This is a genomic window from Pseudomonas sp. SZ57 (assembly GCF_009495975.1).
Lineage (GTDB): Bacteria > Pseudomonadota > Gammaproteobacteria > Pseudomonadales > Pseudomonadaceae > Aquipseudomonas > Aquipseudomonas syringae.
The window spans coordinates 365,681-386,152 of record NZ_WIBD01000002.1; the positions used below are offsets into that span (position 1 = coordinate 365,681).

The window sequence follows — 20,472 nt, forward strand, 5'->3', positions numbered from 1 at the left end:
GTTCACTCGCCCCTCACTGCACGGCTGAAAATCTGCGCGTAGACCTGCGCCGAATGACGAATCGGGTTGGTGTGCGAGCAGCCATCGGCGAAGGCCATCTGCCCGACCCGCTCGGCTTCGCGATCATCGATGCCGATCTCGCTCAGCGTATGTGGAATGCCAATCTGCTCGCGCAGCGTCAGCAGCCAGTCCATCACCCCGGAGAAACCGGGCGACGACAACCGCAGGTAGACCGCCAGATCGTCCATTTGCGTCTGCAGCACCGAGCGATTGGCCTCCAGCACGTAGGGCAGCAGGATCGCGTTCAGCAAGCCATGATGCTGGTCGTAGAGCGCCCCAAGGCTCTGCGCGATTGCGTGTACGCCGCCCAGCCCGCGCTGAAACGCGGCCGCGCCAAGGCTGGAGGCCACCAGCATCTGCTGCCGCGCCTCCAGGTCCTGCCCATCGGCAACAACGCGCGGTAAAAACGCTTTGATCATCTGCATGCCCTTGACCGAAACCGCTTCGGCCATCGGGTGCCAGACCGGCGAACACCAGGACTCCATGCAGTGGGTCAAGGCATCGGCCCCGGTGGCGGCGGTCAGGTGCCTGGGCAGGTCGAGTGTCAGCGTGGCATCCAGAATCGCGATGCGCGGCATCATGCGAATGTGCAGGATGGTGCGTTTAACCTGCGCCTGCTCATCGGTAATCACCGACGCACGCCCGACTTCAGAGCCGGTCCCGGCCGTCGTCGGCAGCGCAATCACCGGCGCAATGCCATCCGGATCGGCGCGCAGATGGTTGTCGTTGATGTCTTCGAAATCCCATAACGGGCGGGTCTGGCCCGACATCAGCGCGACTGCCTTGGCAGCGTCCAGCGCCGAGCCGCCGCCAAACGCAATCACACCATCGTAGCCTCCGGTTCTGTAGGCGTGCAGCCCCTCGGCGACGTTGGTGCCGGTCGGGTTGCCCTTGACCCGGTCAAACAGGCCGCAGTGGCCCAATTGGCTGCGGCAGTCCTCTACAGCGCGGGCGATCATGTCGGTGCTGCCGAGAAAGCTGTCGGTGATCAGCAGAGGACGTTGTATGCCGGTCACCCTGCAGGCGTCGGCCAGTTCGTTGACGCGTCCTGCGCCTGCGCGGATGGAAGTCGGGTAGTGCCAGTCGTTGCGATACATTCAGGTATTCCTTTACAGATGATTTCAGTGAATGAAGCCAGCCGGCAGCAAACCGATCAGCAGGCGCAGACCGAAAGCGATCATGAACAGGCCGGTGACGATGTCGATGGCCTTTTTCATGCGCTGATAGCGCGTCTGTACCGCAGGTATCGAAAACAGCGTGGCGAGCAGCACGAACCAGGAAATCGCCAGTACCGCGATGATCGATACCCCCGCAGTACGCACCCACATCGGCATGCCCGGCGTGGTCACGGTGGTGAACACGCTGGTGTAGAACGCCAGCGCCTTGGGATTGGTCAGGTTGGTCAGCAGGCCGAACCGATAGGCGCGGCTCAGACTGCCAATGCCCAGCGCAGCGATGTCCCTCGGTTTGGGCTGGCTGCCGGCACTGCGCAGGCTTTTGCTGCCGAGCCAGGTCAGGTAGGCACCGCCGAGCAATTGCAGGGTCGGTTGCAGCCATGGCAACTGCTGAAACACCAGCCCCAACCCGGTGGCAGCCAGCAAGGCCCAGAGAATGCTGCCCGAGGCAACGCCCAGCCCGGCACAGATGCCCTGCTGCCGCGACTGGCTGAACGAGAGTTGGGTGATCACCAGAAAATTCGGACCGGGGCTGATGATCAGCACGATGAACGCGCCAGCGAGGGCGGTCAGCAAAGTGATTTCGTACATGGTAATAATTCCTTTTTAATTAATAGGTTGAGTGGCTTTGTTCAACTGAAATGTGATGCCACTTGAAGTTGTGTTTGTCAGCGTATCCAGGCATGACTCGACCGCCCGGCGCGCCTCGATCAGCGCGCGACAGGTCGGATCAGGTGTCGGTACGTAGTGGTTGTAGAACGTGCAGCCTTCCACGGCGGGCCCGAGAACCCAGAGCCGCTGCTGCACCTCACCGTCGCCACCGATTGCGCGACCCACGGCGTCGGTGTCGATGCCATCGGCAGGCCAGGCATGGGCGGCACGAATCAGCCCGCGCTTGCGCAGATCGTTGATCAACCCCTGACGACTGCCCGACACGCCGCTGTGGGCAACGCGGGCAGACAGGCAGTTGTGCGGCTCCTGCACGTCACTCATCGGCGGCAAGACCGTCACGACCCCGGCCTCGATCAGCGCCAGCAGATCTTCATGGCGTTCCTTCTGTGGCCCGCCGACCAGACGGTTGCTCAGTCCCGCCCAGGTGCCATAGAACTCCAGCGTCGAGGATTCGGTCAGGCCGTTGCGATCGGCGACCAGACGCAACAGGTCGCGATAATCGCGCCAGACCTCCAGCGCCTGACAGATCGGGCTGTGCACGGTGCCCAGCCGACTCAGGGCCAGGTCACGTTTGATCCAGTCGACGAACCACTGCCCATACGAGCCTTCGGCGCCAGACCAGGGCTGGGTGCTCAGCCAGTGCTCAAGCTCGAATGCACCCCATTGTTCTGCCAGACGGGCAAACACTGCCGGTCTGGTGCTTGACTCGCGCAGCAGGCGCTGAACAGAGTCCAACCGCCCAGGCGCCTCCATGCGGACCCTGGCCTGATAAAACGCGGCACGCATCTCATCCTTGATCAGGGGCAGCACATCGGCGCGAAAGTCGAGCCGCCCGCCTTCCTTCTGCTCGCGCAGACGCGCTATGGCGTCGGCCGTAAAAAACAGCCTTGGCAACGGTGCGTGACGGCAGGCATGCCATTGCGGCCTGGCATGAAACGGCAATCCGCTACGCGAATACATCAACACCCTGGGCTCGCGTCCGGACGGCAGGTAACGCCAGCCGGCAAAGCCACCATCGCGCACGTAGCGCCCGCCGCGCCCCTCAGTCAGATGCGCCAGCGTGTCCATGGCCGTAAGTCCCAGGCCTTCGATGACCACGCACTCGCCGACGTCCTGCCGCGCGGGGGTTTCAGGTGCGTGTCCGCTGGTGAGGAACACGCCGTCTACGTCCATTGCCAGACTGCCGGTACGCAGCCGGAAACCCGGCGTTTGCGACCTTGGCTGGCAGCTCAGCACCTGCTCGGCGTGGTGGCGAACCTGCACATGCGCCGGGCAGCGTTGCAGCAGGAAACAGTAACTGTCCTGCAAATAGCGCCCGAGCAATGCACGCGGCACGAAGTCGCCAAATGCCACCGCTCTGCCCTGCCCATCCAGGCTGACATGGCCGCGCGCGTCCAGGCGTACATCCTCACGGCTGCACCATTGCAAAAAGGTCGGGCCTGGCGGTTCACACGCCGGAAATGCCGAGGAAAACGCCGACAACTGACCGGCCATGGTGTTGAGCATCAGGTAATCCGGCTGCTGCGCATGGTGCAGCCCGCTGCCCGGCGGCTGCGGATCGAACACCTCGATACGCAGCGGTTGCTGCACGGCGTGACGACTCATGCCGATCAACTGCTCCAGAATGCTCAACCCGCGTGAGCCCATGCCAATAATGGCGACGGTATGCGTGTGCATGGCCATCACCAGCGCGCCGATTCAAAGAAGAACTGCGGCACCGGCAAAGCGCTACCCTCAGCCACCGCCTGGCGATACACCCGCTGCCCCACGGCGAGGTCCAGCACGCCGAGCCCGAACGGCGAAAAGATCGAAGCCTTGTCCGGGCTCAGCTCCACTTGCCCGGTCATCAGCTGTGCCAGCGTCCCGGTAATGAACGAGCGATGCTGATACTGCTGCACGGCGAGGTCAGGCGAGGTCTGAGCCTTGAGGCAGTGTTCGACGTCATCGAGGATGTTGTTGGCCTGGGCAATGACCTCCGGCCCCAGATCGCGCAACGAGATGTTCAGCACCAGCTGCCCCGCCTGAAACACCGGCTCCAGCACATAAGGGCTTGGCGCAGTAGTGGCAAACACCACCACATCGGCTTGCAGGCACGTCGCCAGGTCGCTCGGCTCGCTGTGCAGTCCATGGCGACTGGCATGCCCGACCAGCGCCAGCGCCGAGTCCTGGTGCTGATCGAAGACGCTGACCGCGTCCATCGTCCAGCCATCGCTGACGAACATGTCGAGGATGGTGCGGGCAATGAAACCGGCACCGATGAACGACATTCGCCCGACGTGACGCTGCTGGCGGTTCATCCAGCGCGCAGCGAGCACCGCCGAGGCTGCCGTGCGCATGGCACTGATGCGCGAGGCCTCCAGGCAGGCAAAGGCATAGCCGGTCAGCGGATCGTTGAGGATCAGCACTGCCGAGGCGCGCTGCAGGCCCGTGTCGATATTGCCCGGAAAGCTGGAAATCCATTTGATGCCACTGACCGGCTGCTCGCCCGACAGGCTGGCGGGCAAGGCAATGATGCGATTGGCCGGCGCCTGCGCAAAGCGCAGAAAGTAACTGTCGGGATTGATCGTGTGGCCAGCCTCATGGGCCAGATACGCCGCCTGCACGTCATCGATACAGGCCAGCGGATCTGCCGTCAGCAGGCGCGCAACCACCTCACCATCGACCACATGGAACGCCGCCCGCTTCAGCCGCTCGGCGGCCAGCCAGAAGGTTGAACTCTGCTCCTGCGCAAGCGCGCTTGCACCCGAAGGCGCTGCGACTGAACCGCCGTTTTCGCGAGTAAGCTCGCTCCCACAAGGCGTTGCGTGCGCGCGCACGACATTTACACACCTATTCTGTGGGAGCGAGCTTGCTCGCGAAGGCGTTTTCACGCTTCCCGGAGATGTTGCAGCCTCTGATGAGGAAAGATCCGCCAAGGTCATGCTCAGCACTTCATGGCCAAAACGCTGCTCGACCCACTGATCATCGTAAAGAGTATCCAGGTAGCGCTCGCCCCAGTCCGGCGACAACGCCACGACCACCGAACCGGGCTCGATGCGCTCGCGCCAGGCATGCACCGCAGCGATCACCGTTGCGGTCGAACCGCCGACCAGTAAGCCTTTGCTGCGTGCCAAAATGCGGCACATGGCGACGGTACGGGATTCCGGGACCATTTCCAGCGCGTAAATACCATCAGCCTTGAAGATCGGCGGGCGCTGGCTGGTGCCCAGTCCGGGAATGAAGCGCCGGCTGGCCGGGGTGTCGAAGGTCACCGAGCCGACGCTGTCCACAGCAATGATTCGGGTGGTCGGATGATGGCGCTGAAAATGCTGAATGCAGCCCATCAAGGTGCCAGTGGTCCCGGCACCGACGAACACATAATCGACATGGCCGAAATGCTGGCTGATCGAACGCGCCGTGGTTCGCGCATGGGCACGCGGGTTGGCCGCATTCTCGTATTGATTGAGCCAGACATAGCGCGGGTCGCTGGCCACTTTTTCACGAATCAGCTCGATGCGCGTCCCGAGGAACCCGCCGTTGGCGTCCGGGATTTCGACCTGGATGACCTCGGCGCCGTAGCTGCGCATCATGCGGATGTTGTGGCTGGAGCTGTTGGGGTCGACCACGCAGGTAAACGGGATGCCCCGTTCAGCGCAGATCATCGCCAGCGCCACCCCGAGATTGCCCGACGAGGACTCGATCAGAATCGTGTCCGGGCCCAGCTGGCCCCGCGCCTGAAGGTCATTGATCAACCCCACGGCAGTCTTGAGCTTGATCGAGCCTGCCGGGTTGAGTGATTCCATTTTCAGGAAGAAATCGGCGCCCAGGCCCGTCACCTTGAGGAAGGTCCGATCGTGAACGATTTCGCAAAGAGAGTTGTACATGGGCTTCACTTCCACTGTGCCAGCAAAGGTTCGGCTGCCGGTGCTACGGCCTGCTGAAGGGCCGTGGCGATACGCTCGGCGCGCAGTGCCATCAGTGAAAACGACTGACTGTCACTGATTCCGTGGCTGCGTTCGGAAAGGCCGTTGACCCAGATATTCACGTCGCACTCGCCTTGGGTGGCGACCTGATAATCCCGATCAATGAGCAGCCCCCCGTCGACATCGGCCTGCAGCCATGGCTGCAAACCACTCAACAACGGCGGTATCAGGTACTGCTGATACCCGGTGCCGAGTACCACGGCATCGACCTCCAGCACCTGAGTGCGCTGGCTGAAGGTGTCGGTCAGCTCGACCCGGTAGCCCTCGGCGACAGGTTCGATGGCGCTGATCACGCTGTAGGCGTAGGTCTGCAGACGTTTGCGACCAGCGATGGCGTCCTCGTAGATCAACGAAAACAGCTTCTGGCTTTCGTCCGGGTCGATCCCTGCGTAATTGGTCGAGCGGCTCCAGTCGAGAAAACGCTGCCGCGCGGCCGGGTCCAGACTATGGAAATAGTCGACGTGATCCGGGGCGAATACCCGGTTGGGGAACTGGCCCAGCTGAGTGAGTTTGAAACCGGCAGAGCGATGCACCGAATGCACCTCGACGCCGGCGTCGCGGCTGACCAGCTCCAGCACCGACTCACTGGCGCTCTGCCCCGAACCGAGCACCAGCCAGCGCTTGGGCAACTGCTCGCCGAAGGCTTGCAGACGGCTCAGAAACTGCGACGTGTGAAACAGCGTCGGGCCGATCAGCGCCTCGAACGCGGGCGGAATACGCGGCGCACTGCCGCTGGACAGCACGACATTGCGCGTCGTGAAGCTGGTATCCGGCGTGCACACGCGTAGTTCATGCAGGCGCCCATGACGCAGCACCGGGTCAATTCCGGTGACCGGCGTGTTGAAGCAGGTCTGGCTGTCCACCTGCTTGGCGACCCAGGCCAGATAATCCGACCATTCATGACGACTGGCCGGGCGGCCCAGCAGGCCGAAATCGAACATTCGCCCGTGTTCCTTGAGGTACATGGCGAACGAGAAGCGGCTGCGCGGGTTGCGCGGGGTCACCAGATCGCGAAATACGTGATGATTGATGTCCGTTCCGGCCAGCAGCAGTTCGCGATGCCATTGGCTGTCCTGCGCAGCTTCCAGATAGCGAACGGACAGCGTGCCCAGCGGGTCATTGGCCTCTCGCGCATCGGCAAACGCGCAGGCCAGCGCGATACCGGCCGGACCGAAGCCGATACAGACGGCGTTCGATTGCAAGGTGTGTGGTGTCGAGTTACCCATGAAGTTCCTGTCCTTAGAGTTGGTATAAAGCGGTGTTTTGGGGCTATGGGGTGATGCGGCTCAGCCCGGTGGAGCCTGGCGTCCAGAGGCAGGTCGTCGCGCTGCGCAGCTCGCCCTGATCGAAGCTGACCGTGCCCAGCGGTGTGTTGAAGGTGCTGTGCCGAAACACATCCGGCAGTTGCCCGGTGCGAAGACCGCTGCGGGCCACCTCGGCCAGCACGTAAAGCATCAGCAGGCTTTCGCGAAAGTAGGTCTGCGGTTCGGCAGCGAACAGTGACCGGTGCAGTGCCTGGGCCTGACAGCGATGTCCGGCGCTGTCCGGGGCGCCGAAGCCGATCACGAAGGTATTGCTGTCGTGCGTTGCGGCGCGCCCCAGATACGGCGAGGCAGCGTCGTCGGTCAGCACCAGCGGTCGGGTACTGCCGGCCTGCCGCCGCGCTTGCCAATGCTCGCGACTGGGTTTGAGGCGTCCGGCAAACACCTCGACATCGGCCTGCTCGAGCTCGTCGACACGTTGTAACCCGGCACTAGCCAGCGCCGCGCCGATGGCAACGCACAAGGCCCGCCCGTGAGCACTGTCGTCGGCCTGAACATGCACGCGCGGCCACTGACGAGCCGCCAGCCAGCTGACCAGATCCGCCGCCAGTTGCCGGTCCGCGGGGCAGAAACGAAAGACGTTGTGATGCTCCAGAGTCAGGCAATCAATCGTCGCAGCGGGGGTCAGCAGGGCAATGCCGGCGTGCCGATACAGCGGCGCGGCAGCGACGGCGGCATCCGAAGAGAAATGACCGATGACCAGATCGGCCTTCCAGTCGACCATTTGCCGGGCCACATCGGCCCCGCGAACGGCATTGGCCGCGTCGTCGAGAAAGTGCCACTGCACTCGCTCAAGCCCCGGCATGCAATTGCGCGCCACCGCCAGCGCCCTCATGAAGGTCCGTGCATGCGGCGTGTCGTCGGGGTCGAACAGAGCGCTGACCCCGACCCGCAAGCCCGGTAGGCGCGAGTCGACCGAGGACGTCATGGCTGCACGCTCGCCAGCGCGAGGCTTTGTACCGAAAAGCCCGGCATCGACCTGCCTGGCGACAATGCCGACCAGCCGGGGCAAGCGCGGTCCGCTCCGGCCAGATGCCTGCGCAGCTGTTCGACAGCAATGTGCGCCACGCCGGGCGCGAACTTGAAGCCCAGCCCGGACATGCCTGCGGCCAGATACACCGGGCTGCGCTCGGCACAGAACCCCAGCATCGGCCGACCGTCGGCGCTGTAACTGTCGAAACCGGGCAACACATCGAGCACATGCGGCTTGCCGGCCGAGGCGCACAACTGGGCGACGCGCTTGCAGGCGTCCTCGCGATGCCGTGCATCGGGCTGCGCAAGATGCTCGGGCCACAGGCCGCTGTCACGCGCGCCACAGCCGGTCTGCACGATATGCCGAGTCAGCGGTATGCCGTAGCTCTGGGTAACCGCATCAATCACCGGCATTGACCAGTCGCTTTCGGTCAGCACCCGGGCAAGAGGAATCGAGCGTGCTTCCAGCCCCGGGTGCGGCACCAGGTGCTGGCTCCAGGCACCGGCCGCGACCACCACGGCCCGGCAACGCAGCGTAGCGCTGCCCAGATCGATGTGCACAAGGTCGGGGGCCCGGCAGTCGATGGACTTGATCTCGCGATGTTCCAGCAGCAAACCCTGCTGGCGTACTGACTGACACAGCGCAGCAACGGCCTGGCGCACATTGCCGACGCAGGCGCACGGCTCGAACAGGTTGGCCCGTTCCAGCGTCGGGCAATGCGGGTAGCGCCGGCCATCGAGCTCGTGACCTGACAGCAGGCGCATCGGGTAGTGTTCGCCGCCGTACTGGTCGATGGCGCGGTGCAGGTTATCCAGCTGGTCCGTAGCCGCCCGGTAAATCACCCCGGTACGCCGCAACGCACTGGCGTAAGTGCTCGCAAAAACGCCGTCGTCCATCAGGCTGATGGAATAGGCCGCCAGCTCCATCAGCAGCGGATCGCGGTCATACAGGCGAACCAGGCCGCCGGAATAACTGCTTGCGCCCAGGCTGCCGGCTGAGCCCTTGTCGATCAACGCGACCGACACACCGGCGCTGCACAGCTTCGCCGCGATACTGGCGCCGGTGATCCCGGCGCCAATGACCGCTATCTCATAATCGATGAGCATTGTCGTGAATCCGTTCAGATGGAGTATTCAGCGGCCGGGCCGTTCATGAGCGTGGCGTGGACGCGGGCTTCAGGCAGTCCGTACGCGCTGATGATCTGCGCTGACATGTCCGGAATCAGCGCCTTGCCAACCACTGCGATGAAAGCCGCCAGATGGCTGACCGGGCGACCTTCGGCCAGACGCGCGCGAGTGATGGCGATCGCGTCGAGCAGCACCTGAGCCATGCGTTTCATCGAAAACTGCGCAGGCTCTGAGGCTTTGCTCCACTGCACGCGCAACGCTTCCAGCAGTCCGGCGTCTGCCCCGCAGAGGCCGCTCCACCAGTGGTCGTCGCGGTTGCTGCCGGCGTCAAGCAAGGCCGGGAAAAACTCGCTGAACACCTCTGTACGCCATGCAAGGAACTGCGCCAGGCGGAAATCACCTTCGCTTTCCTCCGGCGCGATACTCGCCAGATACAGGCGCGCACTGTCGGCGCAGGCTTCACGGGCCAGGTCGCCGACCCAGATCGCATGGTTGCGGCTGGTCGACAGGTTCAGGCCGTCCAGCTTGAGAAACTGGTTGGGCATGAAGCGCTGGCGGACCTTGATGTCGCGCAGCACCGTCAGTTGCGCCGGATAGACGATGGCGTGGCTGAACACACAGTCAAAGCCGAGAAAATGCACCAGCGTGCCCTGCCCTGACTGCCAGTACTGACGAAACAGCTCCGGACGCCCGACGCGGTCGGCATACTCCCGAAATGCCGCCATATAGCCCGCCAGCCCCATGAACCAGGTGTGCACCCGGCACGAGCCGTCGGCCTGCAGGTCGAGCCCGCCGTCGCCCGAGCGTGTGACGCCCCAGTCATGCAGGTGCTCCAGGCTGTCGCGCAACCAGCTGTCGAGCGGCTTGCGCCATGACTGGCCCAGCAGGCGGTCACGCAACTGCGGCTTGAACCCGGCCAGTTTCAGAAACGCGCGATGGACGTTTTTCCATTGCGAGGGCTGACTGCAGAGCTTGCAGCGCAAGTCCGTCATCAGCTCGGCGTCAGGCGCCTGGGCGCAGTTCTCGCACTGACTGGCGTCGGACTCGGCACCGCAGTAATTGCAGTTGCCCCGGGCAAAGGCCTCGTAGCCCCAGACGTCGCAATCAGGGCAATACGGCTCGCTGGAATCCCGACATTCGATCGCGCCAGCATCACGCAACGCACCGAACACCTCGCCAACCGCTTCGGCGAACCACGGGTTGTCGTGAGGGCGCATCCAGTTGTCGGGCTGTATGTTGATGGCCGCCAGCGAGGCCTCGATGCGGTCGGAATTGCGCCCGGCCAGCTCCACCGGGTCGATGCCCTGCTCCAGCCCTTTGCGCAGCATGTAGGACTGGTAGTCGTCGGAGTAGGACACCAGCACACACTCGTGGCCACGCTGACGCTGCACGCGGGTAAACACATCAGCGGCCAGAAAGGGCCCGGCGATATGGCCTATGTGCAAGTCGCCGTTGGGGGTCGGTGGCGTGATGGTGACAATGAACTTACTCATTGAGGCACCCCGTGGTCTCGCTGTGCTGCGCCACGAACGCGTTGACGTAGTTCATGTCCCACCAGACCACATAAAAGTGGAAGTCCTCGGCAGAATCGTTGATGACGTAATGGTTGGTGTGTTTCGGAATGGCGGCGATATCGCCAACGGTGAAATCCATCTGCCGGTCACCGACAACCAGACGCGCACTGCCCTTGATGGCAATGAAGATTTCCTGATCGATCTGGGTGTGTGCCTCGCTGCAGGTGCCCGGACGGACCACGCACCAGCCGCCAGCAAACGGCATCGGATAGCCTTCCCACGGCAGCAGGCGGCTGCCATCCAGACCGTACTCATGTACCAACGAGTCGAATCGGGTTTTACGGTGTATGTCGAACTTTTCCATGCTCAGTCCCGTACGTTTCAAGTGCGGCAAAGCATGGAATTGTTGCCAATTGTTGGCTATCCGATTGCCGGATAGCTCAGGGTCGAACTATCCAGTTTTTGGATGGCGATCCGCAGGCAGGCCCGCCGTCCTATTTTTTTTGACAATGACGGCTATCGATAACGCTGATAACTGAATCGGGGACGGCGGTGTTAACGTTGCCGGCGATGAACGAACATTTCTCCCGGCCCCGCGAATCCGCATCGCGATGCCGGTGAATCTCTGCTCTGCTTCATCACTCCTTTGGTTAGATCTTTTAAGCCACCCCGTTTACGCGAGGTGGCTTTTTTTTTGCTCAAAGATCAAACCGGTCCACAACGTTGCGCCGCTCGTTGTCACTGCGCATGTCGTAACTGGCGGTGGTCGAGATGTGCGTGTGATGCGCGAGCTTCTGGGCAATCGACAGATCGAACTCTTCGATCACCCGGGTGATGAACGAACGTCGAAAATCGTGGGGCATGATGTTCACACCCACCTGGCGCCCGCGCTGCTTGGCGATGAAGTAAATGGCGTGCTTGGTGATTCTGTCGCGGGTGATATGGCTGCCACGGCGGATCCGGTTGAACAGGAACGGGTCGTCGCCCTGCCCCGGCGGGAGGCACGACCGGCGCAACGCCAGCCAGTCGTTAAGCGCCTTGAAGGCCCATTCGGGGGCGTACTTGATCAGTTGCTTGTTGCCTTTGCCCAGCACGCGCAGGCTGCGCTCGGCGAAATCGATCTGGGAAAGGTCGAGGTTGACCGACTCGGACTTGCGCATCCCCGAGCCATACAGAATGGCAATGATCGCGGCATCGCGACGCCCTTGCGGCCTGGGGTCGGCAGCACAGGCTTCCATCAACTCACGAATCAGCGTGCGACGGATGTTGCGGCCCTTGACCAGCCGCGTGCCGCTGACCGGTTTGATCGAGCGGATTTTCAACAACTGATCGTGGCTGATCAGGTCGTGCCGCCAGGCTTCGTTCATCACGCCGCGAATGGCGTTCACATACAGCGAGGTGGTATTGGGCGCATAGTCATCCTGACGCAGCGTTGCGACCAGCGCGGTAACGTGGCCAGGTTGCAGGGTGTGCCAGGGAATATCATGAATATCGACGTCAGCCATGCCCAGCCGGTCTGCCGCATCCTGCAGGACGTAGGTCATGGTCAGGCGGCTTGAAGGTGCCAGGCGGTCGAGGTAGAGGCGCAGCGGCTTGTTGACGTCGGGCAGCGAAGGCTGGCTGACGACGCGTGCGTCCTGATCGGTGTGAGGGTCGTGCGGCATAGAAAGCGACGCCTTTTCTGGTGCAAGCGCGTGCCAACAGCCACGGCGCTTTTCATTCGTATTCAGGCGACCGACTTTAGCACGAGGGCTCTGGTGCGACACCTGCGCTGCAGCGCACCACCTTCCCGTCAGGCAACGCCCGGTAACATCCTGCCGCTTGAACGACGCGTCGCCTGAGATAGCCTTGGCCGTCCTTTCCGCCACCGAAGGCCGGCACGCACCTTGATTCCTTCCTCTGCCAGCAAAACAAGTGGCCGTCGTGAAGCGGCGGCCAGTTTCTGGTTGCTGACCCACCAGCTCAGTCGGCGCAGCGAAACCGAACGCCTGACGAATATTCAGGCGGGCTTTGCGCCTCGCTGGATCCGCGCAGTGCGGGACGCGCTGGCCCTTGGCCCCCGGCAAATGGAAGCGCTGTTCAACGCATCGATTTCAACCCTCGAACGGCGCCAGCGCCAACAGCAGTCACTGGACATGGTGGCCTCCGAACGCCTGGACCGTGTGGCGATGATTGCCAGCCACGCCCTGCAGGTATTTGCAACGCCCGAGCGTGCCGGCCAATGGCTGGTTGCCCGCAACACCTCATTCAGCGGTCGCACGCCGTTGCAATTATGCGAAACCGGGCTCGGCACGACGCAAGCGCATCGCGCACTGGTCGCACTCGAGTGTGCCAGTGCCGACGCGCCGTGATTCACTCAGCGTGCAGTATCCACCACGATCCGCCCACGAACCTGCCCTGCAATCAATTGCGGCGCGAGGTCGATCACCTCGCTCAAGCCGACTTCACGGCTGATCAGCGACAGCAACGACATGTCCAGGTCGCTCGCCAGCCTCGACCAGGCTTCCAGCCGATCCGCGCGCGGGCGGGTCACGCTGTCGATACCAGCCAGCGTGACGCCGCGCAGAATGAACGGCGCAACCGACCCCGGAAACTCCATGCCCTGCGCCAGACCACAGGCCGCCACCACGCCGCGATAACAAATACCGGCGCACACGTTGGCCAATGTATGGCTGCCGACAGAGTCGACTGCCGCCGCCCATTGCTCCTTGGCCAGCGGTCGCCCAGGCTGCGAAAGGGTTTGCCGGTCAATGATCTGCGCGGCGCCGAGTTGCTGCAGGTAGTCGCTTTCCGAGGCCCGCCCGGTGGAGGCAATGACCCGATAGCCGAGCCTGGCCAGGATGGCGATGGCAAAGCTGCCGACCCCACCATTGGCGCCGGTGACCAGCACATCACCGTGGTCCGGGGTCAAGCCGTGCTTTTCCAATGCCAGGACACTGAGCATCGCGGTGTAGCCCGCCGTGCCGATGGCCATCGCCTGCGCCGGCGTGAAGGCCTCTGGCAAAGGAATGAGCCATTCGCTCTTGAGCCGGGCCTTTTGCGCCAGCCCGCCCCAATGCCCTTCGCCGACGCCCCAGCCATTGAGCAGAACCTTGTCCCCGACCTTGAACTCAGGGGTATCGCTGGCTTCGACCGTACCGGCCAGGTCAATACCCGGCACCATCGGGAAGCTGCGCACGATCGGGCTCTGACCGGTGATCGCCAGCGCGTCCTTGTAGTTGAGCGTGCTGTGCGACACGTTGATCGTCACGTCGCCCGTGGGCAGCCGCGCTTCGTCGATGTCGGTCAGATTGACGTGGTATCCCGCCTCATCCTTGTCGATCAAGATGCCCTTGAACATATGCGCCTCCAATTTAGACTGATCGTCTTTAAATAGCCCTGAAGAGAAATCATTGCGGCAAACCACGAAGGTAGCCGGCAATGAACGTGTTCAACGGTGTAGCGCTTTTAACCAGCCGGGCGCGTAGCACTGCGCCCTCCCAGCCGATCCAGAAAAACGCGGCCAGCTCATCGCAATCAGCGTCTGCAGCCAGCTCGCCCATTGATTGCGCAGCCCTCAGACAACCCGCCAGCTTTGACTGCCAGTCCAGCAGCGTCTGTTCCAGTACCTCGCGAAATCCGTCCGGTAACAGACTGATTTCCTGGCCCAGATTGCCGACCATGCAACCGCGTCGATAGTCATGTCGCGCCATACCGCCCTTGGCGCTCTGTACAAAGCCGACCAGTCGTTCCAGTGGCGAAAGCGCTTCATCCAACAGCCAACGGTCCAGCCGCTGCGCGAAATAGCGCGCGTACTCATCCAGCACCGCCCGGCCAAAGGCTTCCTTGCTGGGGAAGTAGTGATAGAACGACCCTTTGGGAATGCCGACTTCCTTGAGAATGTAATCCAGCCCTGTGGCCGAAAAACTCTGCTCGGTGAGCACTTCCAGACCTCGACGCAGCAGCGCCTCGCGGGTCTCGAGGTTATCGCGATCAACCTTCGGCGGCCGGCCGGGAAGCCGGGGCCTGGCGAGTGAGGGAGTCGGTAGCGGGATAGTTGGCTGAGTCATGCACGAATAGTAGACCGATCGTTTTTTATGTCAACCGAATGGCCCTGCCGGCTTGCCGACGCTCGACGTGGCGTTTGCCATTCACGCCATTCTCGCGCTCAATGAGCGTCTGCCGAATGCCTGCCGGAGAACCACATGAGCCAATGGCCAGATAGCCGCATCACTGAACTGTTCGCCATCGAACTGCCGCTGTTGCAAGCCCCCATGGCGGGCGCCAGCGGATCGCAGATGGCCATTGCGGTGGCTCAGGCTGGCGGCTTGGGGGCATTGCCCTGCGCCATGCTCACTCCCGAGAAAATCGACCAGGAAGTCGCGACTTTCAGGCAACAGACCGGCAACGCCCCGCTGAACCTGAATTTCTTCTGCCATCAGCCTCCGGCCGACGATGCCGAGCGCGCTGAACGCTGGAAGCAGTCGCTCAAGCCCTATTACGAGGAATTGGGTGCCGATTTCGATGCGCCAACACCGGTCTCCAACCGCACACCTTTCGACAGCGACAGCTGCACGCTCATCGAGCGCTTGAGGCCGGAAGTGGTGAGTTTCCATTTCGGCCTTCCGCAGCCATCGTTACTGGACCGGGTCCGGGCCACCGGTGCAAAAATCATCTCGTCAGCCACCACGGTCGAAGAAGCGATCTGGCTGGAGCAACACGGCTGCGACGCGGTGATTGCCATGGGCTACGAAGCAGGCGGCCATCGGGGGCTGTTCCTCAGCGATCAACTGCACACCCAGGTCGGCACCTTTGCATTGGTCCCGCAAATCGCTGACGCCACAAGCATCCCGGTCATCGCCGCAGGTGGTATCGCAGACGGTCGCGGTGTCGCGGCGGCATTTGTTCTGGGCGCTTCGGCGGTACAGGTCGGGACCGCGTATCTGTTCTGCCCGGAAGCCAGCGTCAGCGCCCTGCACCGTCAAGCGCTGCACGATGCCTCGGGCAGCCAGACCGCGCTGACCAACCTCTTCACCGGGCGTCCGGCGCGAGGCATCGTCAATCGGATCATGCGCGAAGCCGGCCCCATCAGCCCGCTCGCCCCGGCGTTTCCGCTGGCGGGCGGTGCCTTGATGCCGCTGCGTGCGCAGGCGGAAAAACTGGGCAGCAGTGACTTCGTGAACCTCTGGGCAGGCCAGGCAGTCGGTATCAAACATTGGCTGGGAGCCACCGAACTGACGCGGCAACTGGCTGAAAATGCGCTGAAAATTCTGTCTCCGCGATAAAACAGTGCTTTCAGAACAACAGGCTGACGCTATATATTTATCTATATAGCGAAACGCCCTTATCTCGATGGCGTGCATTTTCATCATCAAGGAGCTGTTTCATGCGAACGACCACGCTACGCGCCATTCTCAAGTTCTCCGTGCTGGCCTTTGCCGCCTCTGCTGCAGCCCATGCGTCTGCCGACGAAGTGCAAGTCGCCGTGGCGGCCAATTTCACCGCGCCGATCCAGGCGATAGCCACTGACTTCGAGAAGGACACCGGCCACAAGCTCGTCGCCGCGTTTGGCGCTACCGGTCAGATCTATACGCAGATCAAGAATGGCGCGCCGTTCGAGGTCTTCCTCTCGGCTGACGACGCCACGCCGGCAAAACTTGAGCAGGAAGGCGACACCGTCAAGGGTTCGCGCTTCACCTACGCGGTCGGAACACTGGCGTTGTGGTCAGCCAAGAATGGTTATGTCGACAGCAAGGGCCTGGTGCTCAAGGCCAATCAGTATCAACACTTGTCCATCGCCAATCCCAAAACCGCGCCCTACGGTCTGGCAGCGACTCAGGTACTGAGCAAAATGGGCCTGACCGAAGCCACCAAAGCCAAGATCGTCGAAGGTCAGAGCATTACCCAGGCCTACCAGTTCGTGTCCACCGGCAACGCCGAGCTGGGTTTCGTGGCCCTGTCGCAGATCTACAAGGATGGCAAACTGACCAGCGGCTCGGCCTGGATCGTACCGGATGACCTGCATGACCCGATCAAGCAGGACGCGGTCATCCTCAACAAAGGCAAGGACAGCGCCGCTGCCAAGGCGCTGGTCGAGTACCTCAAGGGCCCGAAAGCCGCCGCGATCATCAAGTCCTTCGGATACCAGCTGTAAATGCCGCTGGGGAGTGCCGACATCGCGGCGATCTGGCTGACGCTGAAACTCGCGTCGCTGACCACTGTCATCCTGCTGATCATCGGCACGCCCGTTGCGCTGTGGCTGGCGCGCACTGATTCGTGGCTTAAGGGGCCGATTGGCGCAGTGGTCGCCCTGCCCCTGGTGCTGCCGCCAACCGTTATCGGTTTTTACCTGTTGCTGCTGCTCGGCCCCAACGGTGCGGTGGGTCAGCTCACGCAAAGCCTGGGGCTGGGCACGCTGACTTTCAGCTTCGCCGGGCTGGTGATCGGCTCGGTTCTGTATTCGATGCCTTTTGTCGTGCAGCCGCTGCAGAACGCGTTCGCAGCGATCGGCACCCGCCCTCTGGAGGTCGCAGCCACCTTGCGGGCCGGCCCTTGGAACACCTTTTTTCACGTGATTCTGCCCCTAGCCAAACCAGGGTTTATCACTGCGGCCATACTCGGGTTCGCACACACGGTCGGCGAGTTCGGTGTGGTCCTGATGATCGGCGGCAATATTCCCGAGAAAACCCGTGTGGTGTCGGTGCAGATCTTCGATCACGTCGAATCCATGGAATACCTGCAAGCCCACTGGCTGGCCGGCGCGATGCTGGTCTTTTCCTTTCTGGTGCTGTTGGCGTTGTATTCCAGCGGCAAATCCAGAACGGGATGGCGCTGAGCCATGGCGTCGCCGATAGAAGTCCGCTTGCAGATGGCCTACCCGGATTTCACCGTCCGTACCGACCTTAGCCTGCCGGGGTCGGGCATTACAGCGCTGTTCGGGCCTTCCGGCTCGGGCAAGACGACCTGCCTGCGCTGTATCGCCGGCCTGGAAAAAGCCGATCAGGGCTTCATCCGCGTTCACGATGAAGTCTGGCAGGACACCGAAAAAGGTATTTTCCTGGCTCCGCACAAGCGGGCGATCGGCTATGTGTTTCAGGAAGCCAGCCTGTTCGCGCATCTGTCGGTGCGGGACAATCTGGAGTTCGGGATGAAACGTGTCCCGCGCCAGCAGCGCCATATTCAACTGCCGCAGGCCAGCGAACTGCTCGGCATCGATCACCTGCTGCAGCGCAGCCCTGACAAGCTGTCCGGTGGCGAGCGCCAGCGCGTAGGCATCGCCCGCGCCCTGCTGACCAGCCCGCGGCTGATGCTGCTCGATGAGCCGCTGGCGGCGCTGGACACCCGACGCAAAGGTGAAATCCTGCCGTACCTGGAGCGCCTGCACCGGGAACTGGACATCCCCATGCTGTACGTCAGCCATGCTCAGGATGAAGTTGCACGCCTGGCGGACCACTTGGTGCTGCTCGACGCAGGCAACGTGCTGGCCAGCGGTCCGATCCACGAAACCCTGGCGCGGCTGGACCTTCCGCTGGCGATGGGCAGTGATGCGGGGGTGGTCATCGAAGGCACGGTCAGCGCTTATGATCAGCATTACCAGTTGCTCACCGTGACGCTGCCCGACAGCAAACTGAGCATGCGCGTCGCCCACGCGCAGATGCAGGTCGGCACCCTGCTGCGCATCAAGGTCCAGGCCCGTGACGTCAGCCTCAACCTGCAACCCGATTACCAGAGCAGCATCCTCAACCGCTTACCGGTCACGGTGATCGAGGAAGCGCTGGCCGACAATTCGGCACACGTGCTGGTCAAGCTGGATGCTGGCGGCACGCCGCTGCTCGCGCGCATCACTCGCTATTCCAGCGACCAACTTAACCTGCACAGAGGCCAGTCGCTCTGGGCGCAGATCAAGGCGGTCGCGGTGCTGGCCTGACCTTTCGAAAAAAACAGCCACGCAGCAAATAAACGGCACCACCGTAAAAGGCCGAGGTCAGTGTTTTTAACTGCCTTTGGAACTTAGCCATGCCTGACTCGACTGCCATCAGCCAGCCCGCCAGTGAACTGCATTACGTAGACGACACTCAACCGGGCCTTACACGCAAGGTACTGCGCGGCAAATTCGCGTACTTCGACACTCAGGGTCAGCGCATCAAGGACGAGTCGGAGATCAAGCGCATCAACGCTCTGGCAGTGCCGCCCGCCTACACCGAAGTGTGGATCTGTGCCGACCCGTTAGGTCACCTGCAGGCCACCGGACGCGACGCCCGCGGACGCAAGCAGTATCGCTACCATCCGCGCTGGCGCGAAATACGTGATCAGGACAAATACTCGCGGCTGATCGAGTTCGGCCATGCGCTGCCCAAAGTGCGCAAGCAGATCGAAGCACAGCTCGCCCAGCCGGGCATGGGCCGGGAAAAAGTCATGGCGACGGTCATCTCATTGCTGGACGCAACCTTGATCCGCATCGGTAACAGCCAGTACGCCAAGGAAAACCGCTCGTACGGCCTGACCACCCTGCGCAACAAGCACGTCGAAGTCAAAGGCGGCCAGATCCTCTTCGAATTCCGCGGCAAGAGCGGCGTCGAGCATAAAGTCAGCGTCAAGGATCGGCGTCTGGCCAACGTTATCAAGCGCTGCATGGAGCTGCCCGGACAAAACCTCTTCCAGTACCTGGACGAAGACGGCGTGCGCCACGCGGTGACCTCATCGGATATCAATGCCTACCTGCAAAGCCTCACCGGCTCGGACTTCACCGCCAAGGACTACCGGACCTGGGCGGCCAGCGCGCTGGCACTGGCAACGCTGCAAAAACTGCACTGGGAGCCAGAGGCCGACGCCAAACGGCACATCGTCGACATGGTCAAGGCAGTCTCGAAACAACTGGGCAACACCCCCGCCATCTGCCGAAAATGCTACATCCACCCGGCGGTTCTGGAAGGCTTCCTGCTCGGCAACCTGGCCAAACTCCCCCGCTCCCGACAACGCAAAGGCCTGCGCCTGGAAGAAGTCGCCCTGGCGAGCTACCTGCGAATACTGGCTGACAAGGTCGAGGCTGTGGTTAAGGATGCGGTGGTGAAAGACAGCAAAGCCTGAGCCGCCTGACCGCGGCACGTCAGCCTTTGCGCCAATAAAATTTCGTAGCTTCATGATTTGCCAAGCATTTCTGACAGACAAAAAAGCAGCGTCTTGCACCTTTCGAGACGCTTTCAAGCTTGCTTCATGGGGGCCGGGTGTATATATTCCCTGCTCTTGGCGCTACCGCCCCGATGGCGAAATTGGTAGACGCAAGGGACTTAAAATCCCTCGTCCTTTGGACGTGCCGGTTCGACCCCGGCTCGGGGCACCACATATATAAAGGGCTTACGGGGCATTTTGCTCAGTAGGCCCTTTTTGTTTTGGTCCGCAACAACAGTTGTGGTCTGCAATTCCTAAAAACTCTTTGCCGTGTTCCTGATCAGTTATTACGGGACCGAGAGCGTCAGCGGCGCGGGCGAACCGGCACCAACCTTGGCTCTGGTCACCGCAGCAGGTCCACATGTGCGGCAAAAGCGTTACCCCGCCGCCCATGGTAGCTCTCACTCAAGCGGTTGCCTTGAACAACGGGTGCAGGGCTGAACCGCTTGTCGCCAGCCACTGAAGGAACGGCAGTAGCTGGCCGATACGATTGCATGACCCTTCTAGTTCGGATAGGGAA

Annotated in this window: 18 protein-coding genes, 1 tRNA gene and 1 pseudogene; 8 read left to right on the plus strand and 12 right to left on the minus strand. The window is 62.3% G+C overall.

All coding sequences use genetic code 11. The annotated features are described in order from the left end of the window. Positions 1 to 2: 2 nt before the first annotated feature. The 10 genes from GE543_RS01720 to xerC all read right to left on the minus strand — a co-directional run bounded on the left by GE543_RS01720 (position 3) and on the right by xerC (position 12,469). Entirely contained in the window at positions 3 to 1,157 is a 1,155-nt protein-coding gene (locus GE543_RS01720) for an iron-containing alcohol dehydrogenase (RefSeq protein WP_153220374.1), read from the minus strand. A 24-nt stretch (positions 1,158 to 1,181) separates the two neighbouring features. Next, positions 1,182 to 1,826, minus strand: coding sequence for a LysE family transporter (locus GE543_RS01725; protein WP_010430066.1), 645 nt, complete (start codon positions 1,824 to 1,826; stop codon positions 1,182 to 1,184). A 15-nt stretch (positions 1,827 to 1,841) separates the two neighbouring features. Beyond that, entirely contained in the window at positions 1,842 to 3,590 is a 1,749-nt protein-coding gene (locus GE543_RS01730; RefSeq protein ID WP_178118525.1) for an FAD/NAD(P)-binding protein, read from the minus strand. Next, positions 3,590 to 5,770, minus strand: a complete 2,181-nt coding sequence (sbnB, locus tag GE543_RS01735; RefSeq protein ID WP_153220378.1) for a 2,3-diaminopropionate biosynthesis protein SbnB — start codon at positions 5,768 to 5,770, stop codon at positions 3,590 to 3,592. The genes GE543_RS01730 and sbnB overlap by 1 nt, the downstream gene beginning before the upstream one ends. 5 nt (positions 5,771 to 5,775) lie before the next feature. After that, positions 5,776 to 7,095, minus strand: a complete 1,320-nt coding sequence (locus GE543_RS01740; protein ID WP_153220380.1) for a lysine N(6)-hydroxylase/L-ornithine N(5)-oxygenase family protein — start codon at positions 7,093 to 7,095, stop codon at positions 5,776 to 5,778. A 43-nt stretch (positions 7,096 to 7,138) separates the two neighbouring features. Beyond that, a complete protein-coding gene (locus GE543_RS01745) occupies positions 7,139 to 8,119 on the minus strand; it encodes an ABC transporter substrate-binding protein (RefSeq protein WP_153220745.1) in 981 nt (326 codons plus the stop codon). Beyond that, positions 8,116 to 9,270, minus strand: a complete 1,155-nt coding sequence (locus GE543_RS01750) for an FAD-binding oxidoreductase (protein ID WP_153220382.1) — start codon at positions 9,268 to 9,270, stop codon at positions 8,116 to 8,118. The genes GE543_RS01745 and GE543_RS01750 overlap by 4 nt, the downstream gene beginning before the upstream one ends. A 14-nt stretch (positions 9,271 to 9,284) precedes the next feature. After that, positions 9,285 to 10,784 (minus strand): methionine--tRNA ligase, encoded by a 1,500-nt coding sequence (locus tag GE543_RS01755; protein ID WP_153220384.1) that lies wholly within the window; start codon positions 10,782 to 10,784, stop codon positions 9,285 to 9,287. Beyond that, on the minus strand, positions 10,777 to 11,169 hold the full coding sequence (locus GE543_RS01760; protein ID WP_153220386.1) for a cupin domain-containing protein: 393 nt from the start codon (positions 11,167 to 11,169) through the stop codon (positions 10,777 to 10,779). Before GE543_RS01760 ends, GE543_RS01755 begins: the two co-directional genes overlap by 8 nt. Before the next feature lie 334 nt (positions 11,170 to 11,503). After that, on the minus strand, positions 11,504 to 12,469 hold the full coding sequence (gene xerC, locus GE543_RS01765; RefSeq protein WP_153220388.1) for a tyrosine recombinase XerC: 966 nt from the start codon (positions 12,467 to 12,469) through the stop codon (positions 11,504 to 11,506). 222 nt (positions 12,470 to 12,691) lie between these two features. Between xerC and GE543_RS01770 the strand changes: the two genes are divergently transcribed. Next, positions 12,692 to 13,156, plus strand: a complete 465-nt coding sequence (locus tag GE543_RS01770; protein ID WP_153220390.1) for an antitoxin Xre/MbcA/ParS toxin-binding domain-containing protein — start codon at positions 12,692 to 12,694, stop codon at positions 13,154 to 13,156. Positions 13,157 to 13,161: 5 nt separating this feature from the next. Here GE543_RS01770 and GE543_RS01775 read toward each other — a convergent pair whose 3' ends face one another. Further along, positions 13,162 to 14,145: an MDR family oxidoreductase gene (locus GE543_RS01775; RefSeq protein ID WP_153220392.1), complete on the minus strand. Its 984-nt coding sequence runs from the start codon at positions 14,143 to 14,145 to the stop codon at positions 13,162 to 13,164. Positions 14,146 to 14,194: 49 nt separating this feature from the next. Then, positions 14,195 to 14,854 carry a TetR/AcrR family transcriptional regulator gene (locus GE543_RS01780; protein WP_153220394.1) on the minus strand — a complete coding sequence of 220 codons (660 nt, stop codon included), beginning with the start codon at positions 14,852 to 14,854 and terminating at the stop codon, positions 14,195 to 14,197. Positions 14,855 to 14,989: 135 nt separating this feature from the next. Here GE543_RS01780 and GE543_RS01785 point away from each other — a divergent pair, with 135 nt between their 5' ends. The 7 genes and pseudogenes from GE543_RS01785 to GE543_RS27705 form a co-directional block, all read left to right on the plus strand. Then, positions 14,990 to 16,069 (plus strand): nitronate monooxygenase family protein, encoded by a 1,080-nt coding sequence (locus GE543_RS01785; protein WP_153220396.1) that lies wholly within the window; start codon positions 14,990 to 14,992, stop codon positions 16,067 to 16,069. 101 nt (positions 16,070 to 16,170) lie between these two features. Beyond that, the gene (gene modA, locus GE543_RS01790) at positions 16,171 to 16,938 is read left to right on the plus strand and encodes a molybdate ABC transporter substrate-binding protein (RefSeq protein WP_153220398.1); all 768 of its coding nucleotides are present in this window, start codon (positions 16,171 to 16,173) and stop codon (positions 16,936 to 16,938) included. Beyond that, positions 16,939 to 17,619 (plus strand): molybdate ABC transporter permease subunit, encoded by a 681-nt coding sequence (modB, locus tag GE543_RS01795; protein ID WP_153220400.1) that lies wholly within the window; start codon positions 16,939 to 16,941, stop codon positions 17,617 to 17,619. A 3-nt stretch (positions 17,620 to 17,622) separates the two neighbouring features. After that, complete coding sequence (modC, locus tag GE543_RS01800) at positions 17,623 to 18,711, plus strand: molybdenum ABC transporter ATP-binding protein (RefSeq protein WP_153220402.1); 1,089 nt, start codon at positions 17,623 to 17,625, stop codon at positions 18,709 to 18,711. Between the two features lie 89 nt (positions 18,712 to 18,800). Then, a complete protein-coding gene (locus GE543_RS01805; protein WP_003346397.1) occupies positions 18,801 to 19,871 on the plus strand; it encodes a DNA topoisomerase IB in 1,071 nt (356 codons plus the stop codon). A 167-nt stretch (positions 19,872 to 20,038) separates the two neighbouring features. Then, positions 20,039 to 20,124, plus strand: a tRNA-Leu gene (locus tag GE543_RS01810). Positions 20,125 to 20,219: 95 nt separating this feature from the next. After that, positions 20,220 to 20,415: pseudogene (locus tag GE543_RS27705) on the plus strand (hypothetical protein); the annotation flags it as partial. Positions 20,416 to 20,472: the final 57 nt, after the last annotated feature.